This is a genomic window from Desulfosporosinus cupriresistens, assembly GCF_001707885.1.
Classification (GTDB): domain Bacteria; phylum Bacillota; class Desulfitobacteriia; order Desulfitobacteriales; family Desulfitobacteriaceae; genus Desulfosporosinus.
On record NZ_MASS01000058.1, the window covers coordinates 1 to 26,962 of the forward strand.

Here is a 26,962-nt window from a genome sequence, read left to right on the forward strand (position 1 = left end):
TTATTCAATTAAAAAGGAGATACAAGATGGCAGGGCCTAGATATTCTCCTGCTTGAGGGCATCAATAATGTTTTCCTTCTTAACTTTGGCGCTGGAGTACAGCATTGCGGAACTAACGATGATAAAAACGGCCGCAATAACATATAAAATACTTAGCCAAGGAAGGGCGAAGCTATAGCTAAAGCTATTCATCAATGACCTATGGATTAAATACATCACAACTATGCTGATCGGCAGACCGTAGAACAACGACTTAATTCCATAAAAAATACTTTCATAGTTTATCATTTTACTAAAGCCTTTTGGTGTCATCCCCACCGATTTTAGCATTGCGAATTCTCGTTTTCGCAGGGAAATGCTCGTCGAGATCGTATTGAAAATGTTGGCAATCGAAATCGCCGTAATTAATACGATAAAGCCATAGGTAAACACCGACATTAACAGGATCATCTGCTCTTCATTTTGTCTACCTTGGTAAACATTGTAAATACGAAGATTACTCTCTTTCAGGTCCTCAATCTGGTGTTGAGTTGCTATTGGATCTGTACTTTTCAGGAAGAGTTGTGTTTGCAAGTTGGGAATCTCTTGATCATCCATTAATTGATTCAGGATTTGTTCAGAGACAATAATAGTTAATCCGCCTAATCCCGCTGGAAAGACACCCATTGGAGATTGATCTGTCAAGGCAGCGATTTCTAATTGATTTAAACCCCTCTCTTTAAATGTCTCCCCCCCAACAGGATAGAATAAATCAATCGTTTCACCTATTTTAGTATTAATGGCCTTTGTTTCTACATATTTCCCTGCTTCCCTATCCTTATAAGGGATGGTATCAATCACGATTCCAGTTAAATTTTTCGGATTGACTAGTTGTTCGTAATCTGCACCAATCTCTGCCGCGTATGCTTTTAGATTCTCATCATTTAAAGCATGTATATCGATGTCGTAACGATATTTTCCGTTCTTAAGCATATTCTTATCTTCATTTACTTGCGCGTGCAATTCCTTAGCCATTGATTCTTGGTTTATCCAAGAGTTTAACGTTAAATCTCTCATAACACTATATTCCGTTACATTATCTAGGGAAGCAATTGATTTCATCAACTGATCAACTGTATCGGTATATCCACCAACCATTGATACTTGAATATCAAAATTCACGCCATCCTGGGAGAGCTCCAAAGATTTTGTTAAATTGGCGGTGAAAAATGATACGGCTAAAAACAAAACGATGCTTATGACGAGTGAAAATACGGTTGCTTGGTACCGGCGTTTGTTTCTTTTTAAGTTTTTTAAGCCTATTTCTGCCTCGATTCCGAATAGCTTGCGCATGAACTTTGACGTTTTGACCGCTTTACCTGTCAGCTTAACATCGGCTGTTTGCCGAATCGCCTCAATAGCAGAGATTTTAGATGCCTTTCTGGCTGGTAGATACGCTGAAATGAAGATTGTCAGCATTGAAATTACACAGGCCATCAAAATCGACAAGGGGGTTACGGACACCGTTAACTTTGGTGCCCCTCTTAACGCTCCTTGGATCAGCGGGTTAATGAACCAAAAGGTAATGCCCATTCCGCCAAGACCACCCATGATTCCAAGCGGGATACTGATCAAACCAATGATTGCTGCCTCAAATAACACCGAGTTTCTTTTCTGCCTTTTCGTAGCCCCCACACTGGAGAGCATGCCTAAATGACGGGAACGTTCGGACACAGAAATTGCGAAGGCATTATAGATTAACGAAACAGCGCCTATAATAATGATCCCCATAATGACCGCTGAGAGTGAATATATAGTGCTGTTCAAGTTATCGTTATTCGTGACCCCATAATAGCGCAGTAAATTGTTATTAAATTGGATCTTATCGATTGGAATTTGGTTTTTCTTAGCTAGTTCTTCTGCATGAGTGTATAGTGAACTTTTAACCTTTTTTAGTACAACCGAGGCATTTACTGTCTCATTTGCTCCTATCATGCTTTCATCGATATAGGATATAATCGTATACCCCGGCGCCCAGGTTGGTTCCCAGGTAGGTCGTTTGATGATTCCTACAACCGTGTAGCTCTTAATTAGACTACCTTTTAAGGTTTCGGTTTTTGTACCATTCTCTATTTGTAATGGGGCACGCTGAAAAAGTTCTTGAACACTGTCTTTGTTGAACCGTTTACCAATATCAAGTTCTAACCGATCCCCAATCTCGTAGTCTACTTTGGCATTTTCAGCAATTTCTTCGGAAATCACAACTTCATTGTTTGTCTTCGGAAGTCGCCCTTGACTCAATTCAATGGGAAACTGTTCAAACCCTTGGGCATTATCCTCCTTGACAAATAAATAGGGCTTATTTTTATTTTGTCCTCCTTCTAAAAGAGCAAAGCCACGGTCTCTGGAGATGACAAGGGCTTTCGTTGCTTCATCGTTTTTTACCGCTGCGAGCTGCTCCTTGTTCACATCTTGGTAAAGGACATGCCATTCTCCTTCACTGGCAATCGTCTGCCTTTGCAATAATTCCATAAAAGAGACACTAATAGTTGCCACAGCCGTCACCATGGCGACGGAAATAATCACTCCCAGGATTGTGACAAGGGTTCGTCGTTTGTTTTGCTTCAAATGTCTTAGCGTTAGTTTATTTATAATGTTCATCGACGAAGCACCTCATCCTTAGTGATCCGCCCGTCTTCTATGGTCATGATTCGATCTGCCTGTAAGGCTATACGTTCATCATGAGTAATTACAATCAGGGTTTGACGAAATGTTTTATTGAACATTTTAAGAAGCTCAATAATTTCATGACTGCTTTTGCTGTCAAGATTTCCTGTAGGTTCATCCGCCAACATGAGTGCAGGATTATTTATTAAGGCTCGTCCTATGGACACTCTTTGCTGTTGCCCCCCTGAAAGCTGATTGGGCAGATGGTTTAAGCGATCGGTTAAACCTAGGGTGCTGATTATTTCCTTAAGTTGCCCTTTATCCGCCTGGCGCCCGTCCAACAATAACGGCAAGGTAATATTTTCCTCTACACTCAGAACGGGTATAAGGTTATAAAATTGATAAATAAGACCGATTTGTCTGCGTCTAAAGATGGCCAGCTTTGTTTCGTCAAGGGCATAAACATCCGTATTTTCAATGAATACCTTGCCGCTTGTAGGCGTATCCACACCACCCAAGGTATGCAACAGGGTCGATTTCCCTGAACCTGATGGTCCAATAATGGCAACAAATTCACCTTTGCTTACAGAAAACGAAATATTATCAAGTGCCTTGACGGCGGTTTCACCCTTACCATAGATCTTAGACAGCTTTTCTACTCTTAATATTTCCATACTAACTCACTCCTTTTCCGATAATGTTAGTATAGCTGCCTAATATAACTCTACAGTGACTAGTTTAGTGACAATTTTGTCACACAACGCTTTTGTAAAACTTGAGCGTAAATTGTGTCCCTTTATCCTTTTCACTGGTCACTTCTAGACTACCACCTTGGTTTTTTACAATGCTTTTGGACATGGCCAACCCAATCCCGATGCTGTCATTGTGCGCATTTTTCCCTTTATAAAACCGATCAAATATGTACGGTAAGTCATGCTTATGAATACCCTCACCCTGATCGTATACCTTAATAAGGGTATAAATTGGGGTTTCACTAAAGCTGATACCGATCGTTCCACCGCAAGGTGTATGCTCAAGACAATTTTTGATGATATTTGTCAAGGCTTCGGACGACCAATTAAAATCCCCCCTAAATTCAGTATGCTCATCTCCGCTGATTTCAAGGGTTTGCTCTTTTATTTCCATGGGGATTAGTAAATGTTCAATTGATCGTGTGATAAGGTCTTGCACATTTACAGGCTCTTTCTTAAACTTAATTGTACCTGCATCAATCTTCGACAGCTTGAGTAGTGAGGCCACAAGCCATTGAAGTCTTTCAAGTTGGGAGCGAATATTTTGTGTGAATTCCACACGCTTATCCAGGGGGAGGTTTTCATCACTTATCAGGTCTGTCATAACAACCATTGAGGTGATGGGAGTTTTAAGCTGATGGGAAATATCTGAGATTGAATCGGCAAGATAACGTTTGTCTTTTTTCAAGAGGCTGGCTTGCTCAGAGAGGGTTACGGTTACTTTATATAGTTCACTTTTAAGGATGCTAAGCTCACCTTCATCATTATCTCTAATATCGAGTGAGTATTCGCCACCTGCAATTCGCTTGAGATATTCGGTTAGCTTTGCTATTTGCTGATATCTCCAGCTCGTAAACATGAAGGATACTGCAGCCATTAAAAGCAACGCTAACAAAGCAATGATCCCTGAGACGGGATTAAAAAAATAGCAGGCAACAAAACCTACTATTACAACTGCAGCCAAAAGTGTGATATATAGTTTAATTTCTTTATTTCGCAACACCTTAGCTGCCCCCCTTGTATCCGATTCCACGAACCGTTTTAATAATTGATGGGTTTTGGCTATCATCCTCGATCTTTTCGCGCAGACGTTTAATATAGACCGTTAAGGTATTATCATTGACAAATTCCCCTGCAAAATCCCACAGACCTTCTAGAAGCTGATTACGACTAAGGACTTGTCCCTCGTTATTCGCAAATAATAAGAGCAAGCGGTACTCAAGAGAGGTTAATACAATTTCCTGCTCTCCTTTATAGACCTTTGCCTGGGCAGTATCGATCTTAAGATTACTAAACTGGTAAACTGTTTTTATAAGCTCTGTCTTGTCATACCTGCGAGTAACAGATTTAAGACGAGAGAGCAGCTCTCTTATGCGAAATGGCTTTGTTATATAGTCATCAGCGCCCATATCGAGACCCATAACGACATTAACCTCGTCATCGATTGCCGTTAAAAATATAACTGGGATATCCTCCTTGGCCTTGATTAATTGGCAAAGATCATAGCCACTTCCGTCTGGAAGGGATAGATCAAGGATCGCTAAGTCAAAGTTATTCTCATAAAGTGTAGTTTTTGCTGACTTAACATCCACACAGTGAGTTACAAGATATCCCTCTTGGGTGAGTGAGTAGCAAAGACCTGACGCAATTATTCGATCGTCTTCAACAAATAGTATTTTCATTTTGCCCTGATCTCCTTGGTCTTTATGGTCTTTATGATCTCTGTGATCAATTCCCTTAACCATCTCTGCCTACCCCTCATCAGTTATCAAAACTTCCCATACTTTACCTTGTGGGCTTCGGTCAAATTCTACAGTATGATATTAGCCACACTATGTCAAGAAGAAGCACGCCCCAAGGCAGACAAAAGGAGCACCAGGTTTTATGATGCCCCTAACCATATTTACTGTTACTCAATCAAGGCTGAATACTTTATGGACTTGATTATTTTTCATAGGCCTTGATTAATTCAGCGATATCAAATTTCTTCATCTTAAGGAATGCTTCAGTCACTTGGGCCAATTTTGCAGCATCCTTAGTCAGCATCATCTCATTCATGATTGTGGGTACAATCTGCCATGAAAAGCCGTATTTGTCCTTCAACCAACCACATTGTTCTGCTTCAGGGACTGCAGATAGCTTATTCCAATAATAGTCGATTTCTTCTTGAGTATCGCACATCACCATCAAGGAAATGGCCTCATTAAACGTAAGGTTGTGCTCATGAGCGCTGTCCATCGCTGCAAAGGTTTGGTTTTCAAGGACAAAATCGACATGTTGAATCGTGTTAGCTTTGTCTGGGGCAGCATCCTCGCCGTATCTAAGGATATGACCAACGCTTGAATGTTTAAATAATGATGTATAGAATCGGATGACTTCTTCTGCCTTTCCACACTGATCCCCGACAAACATCAGCGTTGGGGTTATTTTTTGCTTAATCTCAAAATCACCCATGTACATTACTTGCCAAGAAAGGCCGTATTTGTCCATTACCCAGCCATATTTTTCGCTAAACGGATAGGAGTCTAAACCCATCAGCGCTACGCCATCTTCGATAAGTTTCCCCCATAACCTTTCTACCTCTGCGACAGAACTACAAGCGATCAGAAAGGATACCGCTGGCGTAAATTTAAATAAGGGTCCCGCAGACAGCAACATGAATTCTTGTCCAGCAAGCTCGACTGTGATCATATCCACGGAGCCCGATGGTGTGTCATTTAAGATAGTTTTGTCCTTGAGTTTTGATCCTTCGAATAGGGACATATAGAACTTTGATGCCTCATCGGCTTCCTTGTCAAACCATAAGTGTGGGACAATCCTTTGCATATAGGGCTCCCTCGCATTCACGTAGATTTTTTTCAATTATACTGCGTATTTAAAGAGAATCCAAATTTGGAGAAAAACCGCTCCTCTTCCGGGATCCCAAGAAGGATGAGCGCCTGGGTGTAGGTCAAATTCGTCACCAGTGACGAATTTGGATTACCGTCACTGTCGAGGGAAGCAAGCAGTTTCGTCCCATACTCTTCGCAGAGCTGCATCAGTACGACATAAAGGCAGCTCTTCAATTTAACAATTCTTATCCTTCAAGGTTTCGATGTATTCGTTTCCCCAAATTGCCAATTCTGCCAAAACTTTTTTAAACTTTATCCCTATATCACTTAAAGAGTATTCGACCTTTGGCGGAACTTGGGGATAAATCTTTCTCTCAATCAATCCGTTCTCCTCCAAAGCGCGCAACTGTTTCGTCAGAGTTGACTGGGTTAAATCAGGCAACTGCCGCTGCAATTCTCCAAAGCGCATGGTCTTTTTCCCGAGATGGTAGAGGATAATTATTGACCATTTACCAGAAAGAACCTTCTGTGCTGTTGTATATGGGCATATCCCAAATAAATCTTTCTCCAATTCCCTAATCTCCTCACAACAGTATTTATTTAGATACTATGTATCATAAATAATCGTACTTGATATTTCAAGACTTTTATTGTAAATTTATTATATAAATTTGAAAGGAGATTTCTTTAATGCAAGAAGTTTTTGATTTCTTAAAGAAGTGCCAGACTTATTACTTAGCAACCGTCGATGGAGATCAGCCACGAGTTCGTCCCTTTGGAACTGTAAACATTTTTGAGGGTAAGCTTTATATTCAGACTGGTAAGGTAAAGGACGTTTCAAAGCAAATGACAGCAAATCCCAAAATTGAAATTTGCGCATTTAATGGCCAAGAATGGATTCGTATCCAGGCCGTTGCAGTAGAGGATGACCGTGTTGAAGCAAAGCAGAGTATGCTTGATAGCTATCCTTCACTTCAGTCTCGGTATTCGGCAACAGATGACAACACCCAGGCATTGTATTTGCAGGATGCAGTAGCTACGATAGCTACCTTTACAGGGGAACCAAAAATAATTAAGTTCTAATTTGCCATTTATTAGCCTCAACTATTACAAGCCACCGTATACTGTAACGGTGGCTTGTTTTTCACTTTCTTTTCACTCATTAGGGTAGCCCTTGGCGGCAAAACATCAATTCTTATGGCTTATTGCCTTGCCAGCTTCCTGAGCTGCTGTTCGACGCTGGTATTACCCCTATACGCTAAGGAATCCACCATCAACAACGACTTGCGACCCACTCATAAACGAAGCCTTATCCGAAAGTAGGAAACAAACAACTTCGGCGATCTCCTTTGGTTGACCCAGTCGCCCGATTGGATGCATCCCTTCCAGAGTGCTCTTCAGTTCGGTGCTCTTCAGTTCGGTGCTCTTCAGTTCGGTGTTCGTAATTCTGCGTAACGTGTCCGGGTCATTTACGACGTGATAACATACACCCTGCGAGTTGCAGGCAGTCGGGGCATACCGGGCAATATCAAGCAATTGAATGATTACGGCAAAAAACTAAACTGAAGATGTTTAATCTTCCTAAGAATCTAGTAACAACAGAAAGACCTCTGAGAGGTCTTTCTGTTGTTACTAGATTGTAACCGCATCATTCATTTCTTAAGGAAGTTGTTTGAAGTTTGTAGAGTTGTTTATTTGTCAAGAATGAACCATAACTTTTCCGCGAAACGAAACCATTCTGAGGGAAAACGTAGCCAGCATGATTACCTGGGAAGTCCTCCATTTCTAACCCAAGGCAGTTTGCCAGTAGAACGCGACGTCGCCTCCCCAAAGGCTCTTTTTGGGGAAAATTAAAGTGCAGTCTCACAATAAGAAAGAAACTTGAGTCGTTCTATCTTAAAGTTTGAATTTGCCAGTATTTCTGGCCAAAATTTAATCGTTTCTATTAACTCATTTCTGTTCTTGTCGGATAATTTTTTCCAGGGTACTAGTAACGGATGTAATTTTCTCTCTTCATCAATAATAGTATCTACTTTCCATCCGGCTTCCTTTTTTTCAAGTAACCAACGTTCATGTTCGTATTCAGCTAAAGCAATTAATTCACGTTCTGTAAATGTTACAGCTTCGTGTTTTTCCTTAACAGAGATAATATCGTAATCGATCCTATGCAAAGCATCGGGAATATGCTTTATTTGTTCGTAGATAGACTCTTTATGTTCATTACAAAGAGTTTCCCATGATTTTATGTAATCTAATTTTGATTCTTCCTTATCTTTGTTGAGCAAAGTATGCCTATGAAGATCCATGGCCAGACTTTCAAATTTCTCACTATAGAAAGCATCATGCATTAAACGACGTAAAAATTGTTCTTCATCAACATGTAATTTCAACTGTTCTTTAGAAGGCAAATGTGATTGCTCCCATTTTTTACTGTCGGTTAGCATACTCATCTCTAAGATGGCTTCCATTGATCTTGATTCATGCTTATATCGTGTAACTTTGAGCATTGCTCTTAAAATGCCATTATCTATTTGAGCTTCACCTCGCTCATTTAATAGATGAGGTACTTTGCGTTCTAGTAGTGATCGTAATAGCATTGCTCTGCGAACAATGAATAATTGATCCTTCTGTTCATCGGTTTGATTAGGTCCGAGAATATTTACGTAACCTCTTAGACGACTTACAAAGTCTGGACCTTTAGCACTTTGAAATTCTTTTAGAAAGTGTTTATGTTCCAATTCATCCGTAATATCTTCTCCGCCAAATTCTTTAAATGTACTACTGGTGCCACCGGCAAATACAAATATAGCTTTCCCGATAGGATGTATAGAATCTCCTTCTTTAAATTCCCCATCCTGCATAGGTGCTAAGAAATACTTTAACCAGCCCAGATTCCCTTCAAAAGCCGAATCAAATTCGTCAAAGAAAACTAGTGGAACTTTTCCCTTCAGGCAAAGGTCTCGGACTTTATGGAAGGCAGCAAATAAGTCTTTTAATGATTGAAATTGAGATAAATTAAAATTTAATTTATCCATAAGACCTGGGGCAATACTGGAAGCTACTTCTGCTACCCCAAAGGATTTCCCGGACCCTGGTGTTCCAAACACAGCAATGCACAGCGGACGAACCGTATTTTTCGTAGAAATATACTCCGACATTAGGTTTTTGATGCTTCGATAACCCTCAATTTCTGCCCTGTCAACCGTTTTTAATTTTCCAAATTGGGCTATGGGTATAAACTTGAGGGCACTCTTTTCTCCTCTTTTGACGATATTATAAGCTATGTCTGCTAAACTACTAGAACTTTTGTCTTTAATGATATACCAGTCAGTCTCACAGCTTGAAGTATTATTTGTATCACGTATCAGGACATCTTGAATATGTTCTTTACAAACAAAATCATTTTCGGTTTCCGTAAAGATTAACGGATTAGGAAAAGCACTTTCGTCAATAGTTTCACCAAAACCATAAACAAAATACTTTTGAGCTGCAACAATGCCTTCGCGAATACCTTCCCCTATTGATTTACTAAGTTCTTCATTATTACAAATTCCTGTAGCTATATTACGGGACAGCGCAGCAACAAAGCAAGAGGTTAGTCCAAACATTTTGCCTTGATTGTCTTTGATAAAACCTCCTTCAAATTCATAAGTTAAGAAATACAATTGAGATTCCGCTACTCCATTATTTTGATAATATATAGCACCTTCAAGGCCAAAAGGCACTATAAGGTGATGACAGTGGGCAAGGAAGGCCAGGTCGGGGTTATGACTGATTTGCCACACAAAATCTAGTGCCGTTTTCTCCCAAGAAAGACTTTTACTTATATTGACTCCTTTTGCTCTTAAATCATCACTATTGATAACGACAATGGTATTTTGAATATGGAAATCACTTATATTATGCCAAAGCTTACTTGAACTGGTAGGATGATTCACCTTATATATTACAATAGGTGATTTTCCAGGCGTTTTTATTGCTAAAGGCCAAAACTCTTCGTTAGAATTAAAACCGTTATTCTCATCATCTAATATGACCATATCTGCATTTTGGTCATCATCTATGATCGGTAGTAACATAGGCATACCAGAAGTCAGTCCTGTAAATCCAAGATAGCGGCTGATGCGGTAAACTTTCTGATTATCATTTTTATTGAGGGTTTCAGGAAAAAGCTCTAACTCTACAGTAGAACGAAGAAGTTCTTTGGGCAACGTAGCTTCTATGTCTTGAATTTGCGGTGAACTTATTGAAGCCTGAGTTGCTAGAGTTACAAACTTTGACAAAAGTAGTGCCTCACCATTTTTAAAACAATTGTGAACGTGTGGATAAGATCTCCAATTCAAACCCTTAGTACACTGTTGATCAGTTCTCCACTGTAATAAATTTACACATATGTCTCCTGATACGACAATTTTGAAACATTTACTTTCCATAGTTTTAACTCCTTTAATGATATTAGAATAATTCTATTTTGTATCATAATTATATACTATCTTTGAACTCATTTATACTACCTAATCTCTCCGCCAAACAGGTGTACCTCTGATCATCACTACCTTCAAGGAGATGACGCATTAGCTATTCTCCAAGAGCTTATCAAAACAATCCAATAAGGAGCCCTCGACTAATTTGCTTTGTTCCTTGATTTCCCTAAGGGTTCCCCAGGCTAATACTGTCCCTGTATTCTTCAATATAAAAGAACTACAGATTCGTTCCGCATCTAGCCATTGCTCCAAGTATCTACTACCACTGTCCTCCAGATTATGTTATACTTCATTTAACTGAATATGAACCTTCGGGGCAGGGTGAGATTCCCTACCGGCGGTGACGATTGCCCGTGCAATCCAGCCCGCGACTCGACGTGACCATAATTGTTGCGCCGATTGACTTGGTGAAATTCCAAGGCCGACGGTATAGTCCGGATGAGAGAAGGAACAAACTGGGTTAGACTAAGAGGTCTTTCCTAGTTAACTTGCTGCCTCGAGAAACTTCTCGAGGTATTTTTGATGCGCGCTGTTCCGTTCGCATTATGTTGGTTCAATTCAAATATCTGATCAGGTTGGAGGGTTTTCAATTGGTACAGAAAAAACAAACATCCCACATGGGCATATGGTGGATCGCTCTTGGAGCCGCTATGTGGGGACTCGACGGTGTCTTGATCGTAACGTTGCTAAACTATATGACCTCTTCTCAGATAGTCTGGGTAGAGCACATGTTATTGTTGCTCTTCACCGCACCCGTGCTCATCTGGAAGCGTCATGAGCTAAAATGTCTGAATCTGGGCGACTGGTTAGCCATACTGTTCATCGCCTGGGGTGGGTCGGCTCTGGCCTCCATCCTGTTTACGGCCGGATTTACGTACGGCAATCCGAACGTGGTGCTTATCCTGCAAAAGGTACAGCCCGTTTTCACGGTTCTGCTGGCCGCCTGGATACTCAGAGAGCGCATGGTGAAGGCTTTCTGGATGATGTTGGTTGTGGTACTCATCGGTGCCTACCTGCTCACCTTCGGCCTGCACATTCCGACGACCGGCGATAGCACGCAGTTCATCGGATCGTTATATGCTCTAGGAGCAGCGGCTCTGTGGGGCGGTTCGACGGTCATGGGCAAACGCCTCGTCGGCAAGGTGTCGTTTACCACAGTAACGGCATTAAGATTTGCTGTTGCGCTGCCATTATTAACTCTCATCATCCTAGTACAACACCCGAATTGGCACAGCCTCAGCCAGGCACTATGTTTGGCACCAGTTTGGGCAAACCTACTGTTCCAAACCGTCGTGCCTAGTCTATTGAGTCTACTATTTTATTACCGAGGGTTGAATGGGGTCAAGGCCTCTCATGCAACTATTGCCGAGCTCGCCTTTCCTGCAACGGGCTTACTCCTCAACTGGCTTATATTACACCAGACAATCGACCTAGGCCAATGGATCGGTTTTTCCATTATCTGGATGGCCGTGCTCCATTTGTCACGGTTGCGCAATGAACCGAAGCTCCAAGAGACGTCCGCTTCTCACTTGTCCGATTTAGCCTGTTAGTTACTCTCCAGTAAAACTGACCAACAAAGATCGATCACCTCATTTGTGATCGGTCTTTGTTATTGGGTATGCTACGAAAAAAATAATAAAGGTAGGTGGAATGATTCAGTCTGCATTTTAAAGCTTCTATAATTCAAGTTATCGTTTTCCAGCCAGGTAGCTCTTTACGGTTTTTACATCTTTATTGTTCTTTGAATCGTTTATTTCTTGATCCAACTTCAGATCATTAGCAAAGGACCCATCGGCTTTTTGAAAGAAGACGGTAGCTAAGGGAGCATTCCCCTGTCCAGCATAACCATCATCAACAATGATGATGATATCTTTTAGTCCGTCTTGACTCACATCTTCAAATGAAACCGCTTTAACGTCTACCATATAGGGGAGGGTTGCCTGAAAATTATAAAGGATATCCCCGTTTTCATCGGTTAAATAAAATACTACTGGTATATGGTTGCCTCCTGTCAATTTTCCGGATACGAATTTAACCTTGCCCCATGAATTTAAATCCACCATAAATGCTTGATTCTCAATGGGACTAAAGCTCTCTATATCTTTAAGATTATACGGAGCGAACCGGAAAGTTCCTACCGGCGGCTGCGCTTTACTATCCTGTGCTTTATTCGTAAGGGTAATGGTCGCTTCCATCTCATTTTTTGGTTTAAAGAGCAATTTGATCGTTCCCTCATTTTCTCTCGAATCAGTAAACTGACATTCAACCGTATCATTAATAATTATTCCGTTTAAATTGGCCAAAGCATTAGGGTACGATGGAGCAGGACCGACCACCATGAGTTCTCCCGTTATTTTTCCATTTTCAATTTTAGAAATAGAAAAAGACACTTCGTTTCCGAAGTTATTATCAGCATCCTTTTTCTTAGTCCATGTTTTTTTAAGGTATTGATGATAATCAATTGCCTCCTGGGTTGGAGCGGGCATGGAAGGTTTGGCAGTCTCCACTGCGTGTGATCCCTCTTTGGGTTGTTGGGTGGTATTAGTTGGAGCTGTTTTTCCGCATCCTGCTACAAGTAATGCAACTATCATTGCTGCTAAGAGTATTTTGCTTTTCATTTTTACCTCCGTTTTACCCCATCCAGAATGGGGTGAGATTTGCCTCTGACTCTATCGCCGCTCACAAACGCCCCTGACATAAAACCAGTTATTATAATAGGGAGAAATCCAATAATCAGCAAATAATGATCCTTTACTATTTCGCCGAACATCTTACTTTTCCTTCCGCCAATCACCAGTCCTTTTAAAACTATACCCATAGAAAAAGTTGGTGGTAAATTACCCTACATGGAGAAAACTACACCAATATGGATAGTTAAATATATCATTTTATAAGTTTATAGGCACAAATAGGTACGTACTTGTATATTCACTCCTTGACCGCCTGCTTTCAAACTGGCGACTTTAGTCTGGCAATATTTCACAAAAACGTTCCGATAACATATAATAACATCGTGTGTGTTTAGTTTTACGAACACTTTACCAACCGATAATTTAGGTTTAACACTTTTGTGATAAAATGAGTAAAACATGAGCGAATTAAGGAGGTTCTTATGTATTTGCATTTCCGTTCTGAACTAGCAAAGTTAGGTCAGGAAATTGAGCAACTATGGGCACCAGAACTGCGTGGTGCTAGTGATGAGGTAACATTCTTTGCCACTAAAGGGAAAGTTTTGGATATTCTAAACGTATTATATGGTGAAAAGTCCAGAGAATTCCGAGTGGTCAAACTGACCAGTTCACCAGCCACTGTCGTTAAAGTCGTAAATCATATCATTCGCAGATCGGACATGAACTCACCCAGTTTTAAGGTTGTCAACCTGTAATTATTCGACCTACAATTAGAAGCAGTTATAAGCAAAACAAGATGAGAGGAAAATTACCTCTCATCTTGTTTGCTTATAGGGACAAATTTAATTCTTGAATTTCAACTATTCCTTGCCAGTTCTAAGTTCTATTTAGAACTGGCAAGTTTATGTTTCGTATGATTCTAAAAGAATGACCTTCTTTTTGGGAATACTCCCAATCACAATGCCCAACGTAGTGAGGATAAGTGCTAAGATATGGATCCCAGCGATTTTCTCATTTAAAAAGACGACACCACCGAACATGCTTGCAAAAGGCATACCGTTCAAAAACATAGCCGTTCTGTTGGCCCCCAACTGTTTAATACCGTCATTCCATCCCAATGTACCTAATGCTGTAGCTCCCCAGGCTGATAACAACAAGACAAGTACAGCCGTTGACGATAAATGAATCTGTCCATAAACCGAAGGCCCAAAGGAAACCAGCGTCCCCAAATTTAACAATATTCCTCCTATTAAGGTAGAATAGGCAGTCACTACTAAGATTGGAATCGGCGTTTCCAACAGTTTTTTGATAAGTAAGCCCCCAATGACATACGTTAACATAGCTAATAACATAATGACATCTCCGATTAACGAAAATTCGATAGTGCCATCTGGAGATTTTGAGAATACTACCAAAACAACCCCTGCAAATCCTAATAGTATTCCCAGCCCTAAATTCCTAGTGAATTTTTCCTTGACAAATATGGAGGCTAGAAGCGCCGTTGTCAGAGGATTTAGGGCCAGGATAAGGGAAGCATTTGCAGACGACGTCACCGAAACCCCATATCCCAAAAGCAACTGATGCAGGCAAACTGAGATTAATCCTATACAAAAAAGCAATCCCCATTGTTTCTTACTGGGATTGTACAACCCATATTTTTTTAAAACGAAAAATAACAAAACAATTCCCGCAAGGGGTATTCGGATTGCAGCTACCAAGATCGGGGACATATGCTGGGTTAGAAATTTAATCATTACAACATTCAAACCCCATGATAGGACAACTAACACTAATATCAGATAAGTTAGCTTTTTTCCTGTTGGCATTGTGATTATCTCCATTCCTGCAATACTACGCTCAAAATGAAACCTAAGCTTTTCTGTCTACTGGGGTTATTGTCTCAGTTTGTCAGGAATAGCCTATCCAATTAGGCCTGCCGATACCCCTCCAGAAAATCGCCCAGACGGTCACAGGCAATTTTTAATTCCTCGATTTTTGGCAAATATACGATACGGAAATGATCAGGCAATGGCCAGTTGAATCCACGCCCATGAACCATGAGGATATGTTTGTCATGAAGAAAGTCCAGGATAAATTTTTCATCATCAGTGATATTGAACCGCTTGGTATCAATCCGGGGGAAGACATAGAAGGCAGCTTTAGGTTTAAACACCTGAAGACCAGGAATATTGTTTAAGGTATTGACGATATATTCGCGCTGCTCATATATGCGTCCTCCGGGCAAAAGAGTGTCGTCGCATTTATGGATGTCAGAAAGGGCTGTTTTAATAACGTACTGCGATTGTACATTTGAACACAACCGCATGGATGATAACATGTTTAACCCGTCAATATAGCCGCGCGCATGTGACTTATCTCCGCTTAAGCACATCCATCCGCAGCGGAATCCGGCGATCTTATGGGATTTGGAAAGGCCGTTCAGGGTTACAACAAATAAATCGGGAGCCAATGAAGCAATGGATGTGTGCTGATAGCCATCCATCACAAGACGGTCATATATTTCGTCAGAGAAAATAATAAGACTGTGCTGCCGTGCAAGTTCTACAATCTGTTCCAATAATTCGGTTGGATATAATGCACCGGTCGGATTGTTTGGATTTATAATAACAATGCCTTTCGTCTTTGCAGTTATTTTTCTGCTTATATCTTGTATATCCGGATACCATTCGGACTGCTCATCGCAGATGTAATGGACGGCTTTTCCGCCCGACAATGTGATAGCCCCCGTCCATAGCGGATAATCGGGAGCGGGGACGAGAATCTCATCTCCGTTGTTGAGAAGTCCCTGCATTGCCATAACGATTAGCTCGCTGACACCATTTCCGGTATATACATCATTTACTCCAACATGCGGTATTTTTTTAAATTCACAGTAATTTACGATTGCTTCACGGGCTGAAAGAATACCCTTTGAGTCTGAATATCCTTCCGCATTGTGCAGATTTTCCGTCATCTCGTGAATTATCTCTCTAGGGGCCTTAAATCCGAACGGGGCAGGGTTGCCGATGTTTAAACTCAAAATATTGATACCTTGACTGCGCATGCGCTCAGCTTCCTCAAGCACAGGCCCACGTACATCATAACAGACATAATCCAGCTTCTTTGACATATTAAATGTTCTCATTACAATCACCGCTTTCAAAAATTATCACCATCGCCTAACGGATGGTTGCTTTTAATTTGTTAATTTAGTAACTTGAAAAATTACTCTTTAACGGAAAGGTGGTTTTTATATCGCTTCGCTCAACAGGCAACAGCCTATAAAATAAAAGCCCTAAGCTGATTTAATCAGCTTAGGGCGAATTAGCAAATCCGTGTTACCACCTAAATTCAGAGGTTACTCTGCTCTCTGCCGGCACAAAATGCCGCTTCCGTTATAACGGCCGGAACTCCGGTATAGCTTACTGGACAGATATCATTCGGCTAAACAGCTCAGAAATGGCTTCCCTGTTTTCTTCACGAAGATTTTCACCAACCATCTTCTCTCTGCGCATATTAAAACAGGTACTCTTTTTCTTCATAGCTTAAATATTCAATTTTCGCCATTGTAGTTCATGGGCTTAAAAAAGTCAATAACTAAATCTAAAAGTACTTAACTCAATTTCGAGGGATATCGATGCTTTCAATATCTCCTGACAGTTTCTTCATCTGCATTGGAGATATTTTTATGCTTTTTGAAAATTCTGCTGAAATAATTCGAATCATTAAAATAACAGCTCATTGCTATTTCCGTTATATTTAAGTCACTGCCTTTTATGAGTTCGACGACCTTATTGATTCTCAAATTTTATATAATCAATAAGAAACAAATTCATAACTAAAATAGCTGGATTATTTAGCTTCGCGCCTTCTCATCTAAGCTGCTGATTATTCCTAAAAAAATCGTTCCAAGGGTCATTGCCGCTGATCCTCCGGAGCGCCTCTGCCATATTGACACCGTCGGGAGCCACCCTGTCAAGTTCATCCCACGCAATAGGCATTGACACCCCAGCCCCTTTTCTCGCTCTTATAGAATAAGGGGCAATGCTTGTTGCGCCTCTACCGTTTCGAATCCAGTCGATGAAGATCTTGTTGGCGCGCTTGGCCTTTCTCACATTGCTTGTGTAGCGGTCAGGCCACTTCTGCTCCATAGCTTGGGCAACGCGCCTGGCAAAATCGTGAAACACATCCCAAGTAACGGCAGGTTTTAAAGGGACGACCACATGGTACCCTTTGCCGCCGCTCGTCTTGAGATAGGAGTTCAGGGAAAGCTCGGCAAGAATATTTTTTGTATCCCGCACACCTTGGCGCACCTTACTCAGATCCATTCCCTCATCCGGATCCAGATCAAATACCATCAGATCAGGCTTTTCCAGCTCGTCCACACGGCTTCCCCAAGTATGAAATTCCAGCGTGCCCATTTGTGCTTCGGCAATCAGCCCGACGGGGTTCTCGATATAGAAGTAGTCTTCCATTTCTCCGCCGCCGGTGGAAATAGGAATGGTGACAATTCCTTGGCTGCCCGGACCGGGATGCTTCTTATAGAAGCAGGTCTGGGAGATGCCCTTGGGACAGCGCACAATGCTGAGAACCCTGTGGCTCACATAGGGCAGCATGAGCTCTGCCACCTGGGCGTAATACCGGATTACATCCCCTTTGGTAATTTCCGGGTCGGCAAAGATCACCTTGTCCGGGTTGGAAATCTTGATTCCTTGGATAGTGATACTGTTGGTGTTTGTTTTCATGGGTGTCTCCGCTTCTTTAGTAGATGATTGAGGCTGTATTTCGTCATCCGCTTTTTCCTTTTTGATATCCCTAGGATCTTTATCCGTCCGCAGGCCTTTGAAGCTGGCCTGCCTTAACAGATGGTCTGCGGTCCATTCGGCAAATTTAATTTCCGCGACCAGTTCAGGTTCAAGCCAGGTGATCTTTTCCTTCGACCTGGGCTTGGGCGCGAGTTGGAAAGAGGGCTCCATTCTCTTTAGGCCCGCAAATTTTCTCTCCAGCTCTTTCATGTCGGCTTCGCTCAGGCCGGTGCCGGCACGTCCGGCATAGACTAATTCCCCGCCTGCATAGACGCCAAGAAGCAGAGAACTTACCCCGCTCGTTTTTTTATCAGAAAGCGTATATCCACCGATCACAAATTCCTGTCTTTTATCGCATTTTAGTTTGATCCAGTCGCCGTTCCTTGCTCCGCTGTAGGTGGAATCGGCCTTTTTGCCGACGATCCCTTCCATACCTGCCTCACAGGCCGCGCTGAAACTTTCCTTGCCGTTTCCTCTCACATGCCGGCTGTAGTGAAGGTTTTGGGGAGCATCCTGCAGCAAAGCCTCCAGGGTTTCCTTCCTGTCAAGCAGGAGGTGTCCCCGGAGGTCCGCTCCATCTAGGGCCAGAAGATCAAAGACGATATAGGTCAGGTTTCTGTCCTGAGGATTTTTCAGATAGCTCTGCAGTGCCTGAAAATCCGTCTTGCCCACTGCGTCAGTGATGGCCATTTCGCCGTCCAGAATCATCGCCCTACCGCCGGCCCATTCAACGAGGGAAGAGGCGACATCCCGGAAACGTTCGGTATAATCATTGCCGTTCCTGGTGATAAGCCGGACGCTGTTGCCTTCAATATAGGCCAGTATCCTGTAGCCGTCGTATTTCAACTCATAAAGCCACTCCTCACCCTTAGGAAGCGTATGGACTAATTGGGCCAGCTGGACGCCGGTACTGCTGAAGGGGTTGCTGGTGATCTTTTCGTCTTCCCCTTCTTCAATTTCCGTCATGGTGCGTCCGGTTCTGATGCTGGTGATAAAATCGGAAATCCCGTCGCCAGTATTAGCATACTCATCTTTTTCTTTAAGCAACAGCCAGTTTTCCTGCTTCTCGCCCGTTTTCCCTTTCATGCGCACCAGAGCCCACTTGCCCTTCAGCCTGCGTCCTTTCAGAACAAACTTCAGCACCCCTGCACCGAGTCCCTCAGCCAAATCCCCCTGGGGTTCCCAGTACCCTTCATCCCAGAGCATGACCACACCGCCGCCATATTCCCCTTTGGGAATCGTCCCCTCAAAGTTTCTGTATTCCAAAGGATGCTCCTCCACCTGTATGGCGAGCCTCTTGTCTCGGGTATCATAGGAAGGGCCCTTGGGCACTGCCCAGCTCAAGAGAGCTCCGTCCCATTCCAGGCGGAAATCGTAGTGATCTCGGCGGGCTATATGGTGTTGAACCACAAACCTCAGACCCTCTCGGGCAACTTCTGTTATCCCTTCCGGTTCCAAGGTTCTGGCAAAATTCCTTTTTTGGTTGTATTCGTTGAGTTTTGCAGTCATATAATCACGCCGGTTCCTTCACTTTTTCACTATTGTTTCCAGTTGAATTATAAGTATCCGGTGGCTTCCCATGCGCTTCCTGTCAATCAGATATCCCGCAAAGGTAAAATCGAGCACCTTTCGCACTAGGACACATAGGTTTTAGTTGCATTAGGTAAGGCTTTTAATGCCTAACACTTTGTGAACTTCTTTTTGTATCTTAAGAATCCTTTTTTCCGTAAATTGAGGATAGTCTTTAAACCATTTCATATTTAGGGGTGACGGATGTGGCAGTATATAGGTAGGTTTTCCATTTATTTGTTTGTCTTCAAAGGCTAATGCTGTAATTTTCTCTCCTGGAAAGAAAAATTCTGCTGCAATCCCACCAATTATGATATAGATTTCATTATCGACAAGCCCCATTTCCTTAAGAAGCCACCGTTTCGCACAGATCTTGGGCGGACGACAGTCTCCCCCGCCAGGCGCCTTTCCTGGATAACAATGGGCAATTGACGCAATATAAAAATTATCCGGATTATAAAATTCCTCATCCGATATGCGGTACCATTCCCTGCGAAGTTTTCTGCCACTGGCATCGTTAAAGGGCTTCCCCGTTTCGTGCACACTTTTAGAGGGAGCCTGGCTAATCTGCATGATTCGGGCATTATGATTACCCAGCACAATGGGATGAGGTTCGAATCCAAAGGTATCCTGACATAAGCGACATTGTGAGATCTGATTTTGTAAATTAACAAGCCCATTTATGCCATGGTCTTCTTTCACATCTATTATCTTCATCTCATCTCCTAAACATAAGATATCTCAAATATTTATTCGTGTTCACTGCTTCTCTATTCCTATTTACCTTGTTGGGAATTGTTTTCGGCCAATGGCTTTTTGCACGCCTGAATCAACAACTCTTCCAAAAGATAACCTATGGATTACTATTTTATTTTTTAATATATTGCGGTTGTAATTTCGAGAATAAAATGAGCGATCCAATCATAACACAAGTTGCCACTCCATATAGAATGCCCGGACTGAATGAATATATAGCTGCTGCTGCAAGAGGAACAAGAACTCTGTAAGCCGACTGCAAACTTTGATTTACACCTTGTAATTTTCCTTGGCTACTTTCGTCTACAGACTGCGAGAGTCGTCCGTTGTAGGACGGATCGAACAAGCCTTCGCCTAGCGTGATACTCATAACCGCAGCAATAATAAGTACTGGAGACGAGATATGAATGCTAAGAATTATTAGCGTAAGTCCCAGTGCTAGTCCGAAAAGACCAACAATAGCAATATTTCGCTCACTGAACTTTTTAAGAAGACGCGGTAATAACACAGCTCGCGAAATAATATCGCAGGCTCCAATAAGAGTAAACATATAACCGATAAGCGCAGGCCCCCACGAGAAAATATCTTTTAAAAAGATGCTGAAATTGAATTGATAGATTCCTAAGCCCACATAGAAGAATCCTCCGACGATGATAAGCGCTCTGGCCTCTGTCATGGTGAAAATATCTTTGAACTGACCGAAGATATTGAAACTTTTTATCGAAAAATGGGTTGATCGTTTTTCAGGAGACAGTGATTCCGGCAGAAAGAAATAGGTACAGAGAATGGAAAGGAACATTATACCTGCAGTAACGAAAAACGGCAGCGTAATTGAAATGGCGCCAAGCGGACCTCCCAGTGCAGGCCCTATCATGCATCCTATTCCCATGGCAGCACCTATATAGCTAAACCATTTTGTGCGCTCCTGCGGCTCTGTACTATCAGCAATGTAAGCAAACAACGTACTGATATTGCCTGCTGTTAGTCCATCAATTATCCGGCCCAGAAAGAGCACCCACAGCGCCCCACCGATACCAAACAGAATATATCCTATAACAGATCCGAGTAAACTTAGGATTAAAATCTTTTTTCTACCATAGCGATCGCTTAATGCCCCAAATATTGGCGCTGCCAAAAAAGTGCAAGCCGCAAAAACTGATGCCAGTGCACTCATTCCTACAACTATTTGCGAAGCGGGCAAGTAGTTGCCAAGCAAAAATGGCAATAGCGGGAACACCACCGTCATCCCGATTCCATTCATCAACACAATCCCCACAATGATCCACAAAAAATTTTTACGCATTTAAAATTCTCACCTCTCGAAAAAGACTAGTTATGTTTCCTTGGCAACATAACTAGTCTATCACTTTATTGTTTCCTCGTCAATAATAAAGTGGGGCTGTATCATACGCTTCAATGCTCCAGCGTTTTGATACAGCCCCCTTTAGGCTACTTTTTGATACAACTCCATTATTCAAAATCATTTAGATTTGTTATGACTACACCTTGCTTCTTTATTTCTGCATCCAAATGCCTACTATACGTTTCCACGAAGCTAAGCATGCTATCAAATTGTTCCTCGGTTACCTGCTCAAATACGGCTTTATCCCGCTCTTGAAACTCTTTGTGCAGTTTTTCATGGACTTTGTTAATTACTTCCCCTTGCGGAGTCAAGCGAAAATAGACTTCCTTCTTGTTATCCTGCTTCTGGTAGCTTTCGATAAGGCCTTTTTTAATGAGCTTCTTAGCTATTTTACTTAGGGCACCCCTAGTCATATAAAAGGTCTCCGCAAGTTTTGTCACGTTGGAATCTACATTTCTTCCAATGTATTCGATGCAATGGACTTCAGAAGACTTATAACCCTTAAGACCGTCTTCCATCTTAAACTTATTAAGAAAAACCATCTTGTTTAATAAGTCCCTGAAACCCATTATGACCTGTTCTTCTTTGTTCATGGCCTGTCCTCCCACCCATTGGTGCAATAACAATATTATATTAAACTTTTGTTTCTGTTGCAACAATGTTGAAGTAATTATTCTAAGAATTGAGCTACATCTGACAAAAAGGGGAGAACATAAATGGCTACTGTAAAAGCCAAAAAAACGCTAAAAAAACTTGCCAAGCAGAAGGGCGTAAGCGAAGAAACCGACGACGGCAGGGTTAACTTAGAATATATTAAAAATCCCCAGGATCAGTTAATCAAATTAGCAATCAAGCAAGCCGGCTGGGCTATTATGTTGATAATCCAGGTGAGAAACTGGAATTATTAGCCGTTGGGAAAAATTACGTCATAGATAAAGAGCGTCACAAGGGCAAGGCGTCAGTTTTACTTCCACAGCTACGTCTATTAAATGGAGTGGTCTAAATTGTCTTTCATTGGAATTCTATTGGTGTGTTGAGGAGGGTTTTGAAAATGAAGAAAGCTTGGTTTTTTGTGGTTTTGCTCACGGTGTTTGTCCTTGTCACTTTACCTAATCTAGGTAAAGCAACCAACGAAAAGGTAACGGTAACCCCGGAACAAAGTCTGCCCACAGTCGAAACAGCCGAAAATCTGCGCAGTATCTTAAAGGAGTCTCAAAGTTCCAGAATGATGGGACAGGGAAGAGTCTATGCCGGTGACGCAATGTTGGGGACAGTCAATAAATCCGCACAAACGACAACATCAGCAGCACCCTCTTCAGCCAATTTTGCTATGGCGGGAAGCTCTGATCATTCAACCACAAATCTGCAAGTGGAGGGTGTCGATGAAGCCGACATTATTAAAAACGATGGTCAATACATCTTTCAAGTAAACAATCAGGAGCTCATTGTTACTCAGGCTTATCCTGCCAATCAGATGAACATAGTCAGCCGTATAGGCTTTAAAAAGGGAGAATTTACGCCACAGGAACTCTATGTGGATAATCATTATCTGGTCCTAATAGGCAATGCTTATTATCCGGAAACTTCCTCTCCGGATACTCCAAAGGTTCAGCCTCAAGTTCAGAATGGTTCCCAAGTTCAAATATATCCTCCAGTATTAACTCGATTTACCTCCAAGGTAATCGTCTATGACCTGGCTGATAAAACCAATCTGAAGAAGCTGCGGGAAATTGAACTGGATGGGGACTATGTGTCATCCCGTAAAATCGGTTCGAACCTTTATTTAATGGCCAACAAGTATTTGGATACTTATCAGATTATGGAACAAGGTGCAGAACCACCACTCCCCACTTATCGTGATACTGCCGGCAGAGGGGATTTTGCAACCATAGGCTATAAAGACATCCATTACTTCCCCCAATCAATCGAAGCCAATTATTTGCTGATAGCTGCTCTTGATCTGGATCAAAGGGATAAAGAAATGCAGGTTGCAGCTTATCTGGGGTCAGGTCAGGCTGTCTATGCTTCTGCCTCCAATCTCTATGTGGCAGTAACCCAATACCAGCAGATCCAGCAGCCGGGCTCGTCATTATCTGAGACGACAGGAGAAGCACAGCCAGCGTCAAATAGCTCTTCCTCTTCCTCTTCCTCTTCCTTTTCCTCTTCCTCCTCGGTTATAACGCCTAAAAAATTAATTCCCAGTCCGTTTAAGCTATCCACCGCTTTCTATAAATTCGGACTGGCTCAAGGCGGAACTACTTATAAAGCTAAAGGTGAAGTACCGGGTACCATTCTTAATCAGTTTGCGATGGACGAAGATAAGGACCGTTTAAGGATTGCTACAACTACCGGTCAGATTTGGCGAACGGATGAGCTTACCTCTAAAAATAACGTCTATATCCTAGATGAAAACCTCCAACTGACAGGTAAGATCGAAGATATTGCGCCCGGTGAGAAAATCTATTCCGTTCGATTTATGGGGGACCGCGGCTATTTGGTAACCTTTAAAAGTGTCGACCCCTTCTTTGTCCTGGACCTTAAAGACCCAACTGCTCCGACGATTTTGGGGGCTTTGAAAATACCGGGCTTCAGTGATTATCTCCAACCCTACGATGAGAATCATATTATTGGCTTCGGCAAAGAGACCATCGAGGTAAGCCAAAACACCGGTCAAGGCATCCTTCCCGGTGAATCTGGGGGATCAACAGCCTTTTACCAAGGTCTTAAGCTTGCCGTCTTTGATGTAACCGACGTTGCTCATCCTGTGGAGATGTTTAAGACAACTATTGGCGACCGCGGAACGGATTCCGAAGTGCTTCGCAACCATAAGGCCTTGCTGTTTGATAAAGAAAGAGGGATTTTATCTCTCCCAGTTACCCTTATGGAAGTTGCCGATCCAGGTGGAATCAATTCAAAAAACGCCTTCCCTGACTATGGTCAATTTACCTATCAAGGGGCTTATGTTTATCATTTTGATCTGGTCAAGGGCTTCACCTTAAGAGGCAAAATAACCCACCTTAAGGATGAGGCCATCTTGAAATCCGGTCAGTATCATCTGAACAGCTCTAGGGCCATAGAGCGGATCATTTTCATTAAAGACACCCTCTATACCCTTTCCCCAGAAATAATTAAAGCCCATGATCTTAATTCACTGCAAGAGAAGAACAGCTTAATTCTAAATAAGTTATAATTCACTTCCATCGGCAAATTCCCGTAACCTATAGTGTCTAGTCGACTTATTTAAAGTGTTTATTCACATAAAATGTAATTCGCATTGTCCTACCAATGCATCATAGTATAATTAACAGAAGTTAAAATTATAGGTCACTAATATCATATTCAAAACTAACTCCTTAGCCGCACCTGCTCCAAGAGTAAAGAATCCGAAGAAAAGATATAGTACCATTATGCCAAGTCTAAGACTTGGTTTTATTTTTTGGGGCCAACAAAAAACACGCACATTAAATATCATTGCATTACAACAATAATATAATAATAATCGATAATTATTTATTGAAAATCGATAAGTAATGTACTACAATTAGCTTAATTAACTTAACAGAACTTAACAAATAATAAGTGAGGTGCTTTAATGAAACGAGAAACACTTTTAAAGGTCGTTGTTCTTCTTATGGGAATTCCGATTCTTGCGTTGGGTAACTTTAGAGGCTATCTGTAAGGCTTTAGAATGTCAACCGGGTGATATTCTCGAATACAGCAAGGACAATTAAATTATTGGAGGAAATTATGGAAAATATCATTTCTGAAAATCTTGAACAGCCAGCCGAGTTGGAAAGGCTTTATCGGCAGGAGCCTGAGAAATTTATTAGAGCCTTTCCCGAAGTATTTAGAAAAAATCAGAATCTAACCATCCTGAAAGTTTGGCATGAAAGGCTAAATTTTGATATGACAAGGGATGAAAGGATGGAACCTGATGCTAAGTGGAAAGACCTTCTGTTAGTTATTGTGATTTCGTTGCTGGCCGGAACAATTGCTAGGTTTTTGTTTCCATCCATTGATAAAGGATTAATTAATCCGACCAATATTGCTTTTTCCGTTTTTCCTTTGCTTTCATTCTATTTTCTGTTAAAGAACCGCCCTTCTAAAAAGCTTATTCTGTCAATTAGCCTATCCTACCTGGCCGCATTGATTTACCTAAACTTTCTACCTGTAAAAGACTCAGACAGTATTATCTTGGCTAATCTGCATTTACCCTTCTTCTTATGGTCGTTAGTTGCAATATCTTTTATGGGAGACTATCGCCTGCAGCCGGGAAAAGTATTGGAATACCTGAAGTACAACGGTGAGCTTTTAATTAGTTCTGGTCTGTTACTCATTTGTGGTGTTGTTTTAACAGCTTTGACCATTGGTTTATTTAAAGCAATTCAAGTCAATATAAAAGATTTTTATATGAACAACATTGTAATATATGGAGTTGCCGCTTCACCCTTTGTAGGCACTTATTTAGCGAAATCCAGGGGCATAACCAAAAATATTGCTCCTTATTTAGCAAAGGTTTTTAGTCCTTTAGTTTTAATAACATTAGGTGTCTATTTAGCTACAATTATCGTAACGCAGAAGAATCCTTATACCGATAGAGAGTTTTTATTAATTTTTAACTTAATGCTGATCTTAGTCTTAGCGATCACGATTTTTTCCGTCGCAGGAAGAGAAACTGGCTCAAAAATAGCTGTCAATGATCGAATAATCTTCGCCTTGTTAACCGTTGCTATAGTGATTGACTGCGTGGCATTATCGGCTATTTTGTTCAGATTAACTTCTTATGGCATAACACCAAACCGGTTGGCCGTTTTGGGTATGAATCTTATTGTGTTTGTCCACTTAATAAGGATTACGGTTAATTATTTCCGATTTCTATTGGGTAAAATTAAAGTGGAGACGATTGAGGCTGCCATTACGCGATATTTGCCTATTTATTCACTTTGGGCGCTTATCGTTACCATTTTCTTTCCGATAATTTTCACTTTCAAGTAAGATTCAAGTTACTGAATTAAAAGTTAGATAGGCAAAAACAATGACAGCAATGTTCTTTAGCAGTACATCTTTTGGTCTTTTCACAGGATTACTTATTAAGCGTTTAGGTCAATTTGAGCAAACAAAAATCC

The 26,962-nt window shown here is 41.5% G+C and carries 23 protein-coding genes, 2 pseudogenes, 1 riboswitch and 1 other annotated feature; of the genes and pseudogenes, 7 read left to right on the plus strand and 18 right to left on the minus strand.

The genetic code is table 11. The annotated features are described in order from the left end of the window. Positions 1-36: 36 nt before the first annotated feature. The 7 genes and pseudogenes from DSBG_RS17825 to DSBG_RS17850 form a co-directional block, all read right to left on the minus strand. A complete protein-coding gene (locus DSBG_RS17825) occupies positions 37-2,640 on the minus strand; it encodes an ABC transporter permease (protein WP_068965777.1) in 2,604 nt (867 codons plus the stop codon). After that, positions 2,637-3,320 carry an ABC transporter ATP-binding protein gene (locus DSBG_RS17830; RefSeq protein ID WP_068965779.1) on the minus strand — a complete coding sequence of 228 codons (684 nt, stop codon included), beginning with the start codon at positions 3,318-3,320 and terminating at the stop codon, positions 2,637-2,639. Before DSBG_RS17830 ends, DSBG_RS17825 begins: the two co-directional genes overlap by 4 nt. A gap of 79 nt (positions 3,321-3,399) precedes the next feature. Further along, the gene (locus DSBG_RS17835; protein ID WP_068965781.1) at positions 3,400-4,401 is read right to left on the minus strand and encodes a sensor histidine kinase; all 1,002 of its coding nucleotides are present in this window, start codon (positions 4,399-4,401) and stop codon (positions 3,400-3,402) included. Between the two features lies 1 nt (position 4,402). Beyond that, entirely contained in the window at positions 4,403-5,080 is a 678-nt protein-coding gene (locus DSBG_RS17840; RefSeq protein ID WP_068965813.1) for a response regulator transcription factor, read from the minus strand. Positions 5,081-5,342: 262 nt separating this feature from the next. After that, positions 5,343-6,224, minus strand: a complete 882-nt coding sequence (locus tag DSBG_RS17845; RefSeq protein ID WP_068965783.1) for a VOC family protein — start codon at positions 6,222-6,224, stop codon at positions 5,343-5,345. A gap of 77 nt (positions 6,225-6,301) precedes the next feature. Further along, positions 6,302-6,439, minus strand: a pseudogene (locus tag DSBG_RS22035) (DUF3102 domain-containing protein); the annotation flags it as partial. A gap of 25 nt (positions 6,440-6,464) precedes the next feature. Next, positions 6,465-6,800, minus strand: coding sequence for a winged helix-turn-helix transcriptional regulator (locus tag DSBG_RS17850; protein WP_068965785.1), 336 nt, complete (start codon positions 6,798-6,800; stop codon positions 6,465-6,467). A gap of 119 nt (positions 6,801-6,919) precedes the next feature. On the opposite strand from DSBG_RS17850, the gene DSBG_RS17855 reads away from it, so the two are divergent. Further along, a complete protein-coding gene (locus DSBG_RS17855; protein ID WP_068965787.1) occupies positions 6,920-7,312 on the plus strand; it encodes a pyridoxamine 5'-phosphate oxidase family protein in 393 nt (130 codons plus the stop codon). 168 nt (positions 7,313-7,480) lie between these two features. Here the strand turns inward: DSBG_RS17855 and DSBG_RS22040 are convergent, their stop codons facing one another. Then, positions 7,481-7,765: an SDR family oxidoreductase gene (locus DSBG_RS22040; protein WP_207647254.1), complete on the minus strand. Its 285-nt coding sequence runs from the start codon at positions 7,763-7,765 to the stop codon at positions 7,481-7,483. 314 nt (positions 7,766-8,079) lie between these two features. Beyond that, complete coding sequence (locus DSBG_RS17865; RefSeq protein WP_068965790.1) at positions 8,080-10,662, minus strand: RyR domain-containing protein; 2,583 nt, start codon at positions 10,660-10,662, stop codon at positions 8,080-8,082. Between the two features lie 354 nt (positions 10,663-11,016). Continuing rightward, a riboswitch (FMN riboswitch) is annotated at positions 11,017-11,167 on the plus strand. Between the two features lie 136 nt (positions 11,168-11,303). On the opposite strand from DSBG_RS17865, the gene DSBG_RS17870 reads away from it, so the two are divergent. Beyond that, positions 11,304-12,263: a DMT family transporter gene (locus DSBG_RS17870; RefSeq protein WP_068965791.1), complete on the plus strand. Its 960-nt coding sequence runs from the start codon at positions 11,304-11,306 to the stop codon at positions 12,261-12,263. 138 nt (positions 12,264-12,401) lie between these two features. On the opposite strand, the gene DSBG_RS17875 is transcribed toward DSBG_RS17870, so the two are convergent. Both DSBG_RS17875 and DSBG_RS22605 read right to left on the minus strand, forming a co-directional pair. Beyond that, complete coding sequence (locus DSBG_RS17875; protein WP_068965792.1) at positions 12,402-13,331, minus strand: hypothetical protein; 930 nt, start codon at positions 13,329-13,331, stop codon at positions 12,402-12,404. Between the two features lie 2 nt (positions 13,332-13,333). Next, positions 13,334-13,531, minus strand: a complete 198-nt coding sequence (locus DSBG_RS22605) for a hypothetical protein (RefSeq protein WP_141694360.1) — start codon at positions 13,529-13,531, stop codon at positions 13,334-13,336. Between the two features lie 294 nt (positions 13,532-13,825). Here DSBG_RS22605 and DSBG_RS17880 point away from each other — a divergent pair, with 294 nt between their 5' ends. Further along, on the plus strand, positions 13,826-14,098 hold the full coding sequence (locus DSBG_RS17880; protein ID WP_068965793.1) for a hypothetical protein: 273 nt from the start codon (positions 13,826-13,828) through the stop codon (positions 14,096-14,098). Between the two features lie 147 nt (positions 14,099-14,245). Here the strand turns inward: DSBG_RS17880 and DSBG_RS17885 are convergent, their stop codons facing one another. The 7 genes from DSBG_RS17885 to DSBG_RS17910 all read right to left on the minus strand — a co-directional run bounded on the left by DSBG_RS17885 (position 14,246) and on the right by DSBG_RS17910 (position 22,429). Then, positions 14,246-15,169, minus strand: a complete 924-nt coding sequence (locus DSBG_RS17885; protein WP_068965794.1) for a DMT family transporter — start codon at positions 15,167-15,169, stop codon at positions 14,246-14,248. A 101-nt stretch (positions 15,170-15,270) separates the two neighbouring features. After that, positions 15,271-16,488 (minus strand): aminotransferase class I/II-fold pyridoxal phosphate-dependent enzyme, encoded by a 1,218-nt coding sequence (locus DSBG_RS17890; RefSeq protein ID WP_068965796.1) that lies wholly within the window; start codon positions 16,486-16,488, stop codon positions 15,271-15,273. 167 nt (positions 16,489-16,655) lie between these two features. Then, positions 16,656-16,894: a binding site (T-box leader), on the minus strand. 92 nt (positions 16,895-16,986) lie between these two features. Beyond that, positions 16,987-17,148 (minus strand): AraC family transcriptional regulator, encoded by a 162-nt coding sequence (locus DSBG_RS24245; RefSeq protein WP_141694361.1) that lies wholly within the window; start codon positions 17,146-17,148, stop codon positions 16,987-16,989. A gap of 67 nt (positions 17,149-17,215) precedes the next feature. Further along, positions 17,216-19,657, minus strand: coding sequence for a DNA ligase D (gene ligD / locus DSBG_RS17895; protein ID WP_068965798.1), 2,442 nt, complete (start codon positions 19,655-19,657; stop codon positions 17,216-17,218). 150 nt (positions 19,658-19,807) lie between these two features. Continuing rightward, a complete protein-coding gene (locus DSBG_RS17900; protein WP_068965800.1) occupies positions 19,808-20,434 on the minus strand; it encodes a uracil-DNA glycosylase family protein in 627 nt (208 codons plus the stop codon). A 151-nt stretch (positions 20,435-20,585) separates the two neighbouring features. Further along, a complete protein-coding gene (locus tag DSBG_RS17905) occupies positions 20,586-21,776 on the minus strand; it encodes an MFS transporter (RefSeq protein ID WP_068965802.1) in 1,191 nt (396 codons plus the stop codon). A 167-nt stretch (positions 21,777-21,943) separates the two neighbouring features. After that, positions 21,944-22,429 (minus strand): MarR family transcriptional regulator, encoded by a 486-nt coding sequence (locus DSBG_RS17910; RefSeq protein ID WP_068965804.1) that lies wholly within the window; start codon positions 22,427-22,429, stop codon positions 21,944-21,946. A 123-nt stretch (positions 22,430-22,552) separates the two neighbouring features. Between DSBG_RS17910 and DSBG_RS23250 the strand changes: the two genes are divergently transcribed. From DSBG_RS23250 to DSBG_RS17925, 4 genes and pseudogenes are all read left to right on the plus strand, one after another. Beyond that, positions 22,553-22,744, plus strand: a complete 192-nt coding sequence (locus tag DSBG_RS23250; protein ID WP_068965806.1) for a hypothetical protein — start codon at positions 22,553-22,555, stop codon at positions 22,742-22,744. 143 nt (positions 22,745-22,887) lie between these two features. After that, positions 22,888-25,026: a beta-propeller domain-containing protein gene (locus DSBG_RS17920; protein ID WP_068965809.1), complete on the plus strand. Its 2,139-nt coding sequence runs from the start codon at positions 22,888-22,890 to the stop codon at positions 25,024-25,026. A gap of 457 nt (positions 25,027-25,483) precedes the next feature. After that, positions 25,484-25,567 (plus strand): annotated as a pseudogene (locus tag DSBG_RS22050) (helix-turn-helix domain-containing protein); the annotation flags it as partial. Positions 25,568-25,583: 16 nt separating this feature from the next. Further along, positions 25,584-26,831 (plus strand): DUF4153 domain-containing protein, encoded by a 1,248-nt coding sequence (locus DSBG_RS17925; RefSeq protein ID WP_068965811.1) that lies wholly within the window; start codon positions 25,584-25,586, stop codon positions 26,829-26,831. The last annotated feature ends 131 nt before the right edge of the window (positions 26,832-26,962 follow it).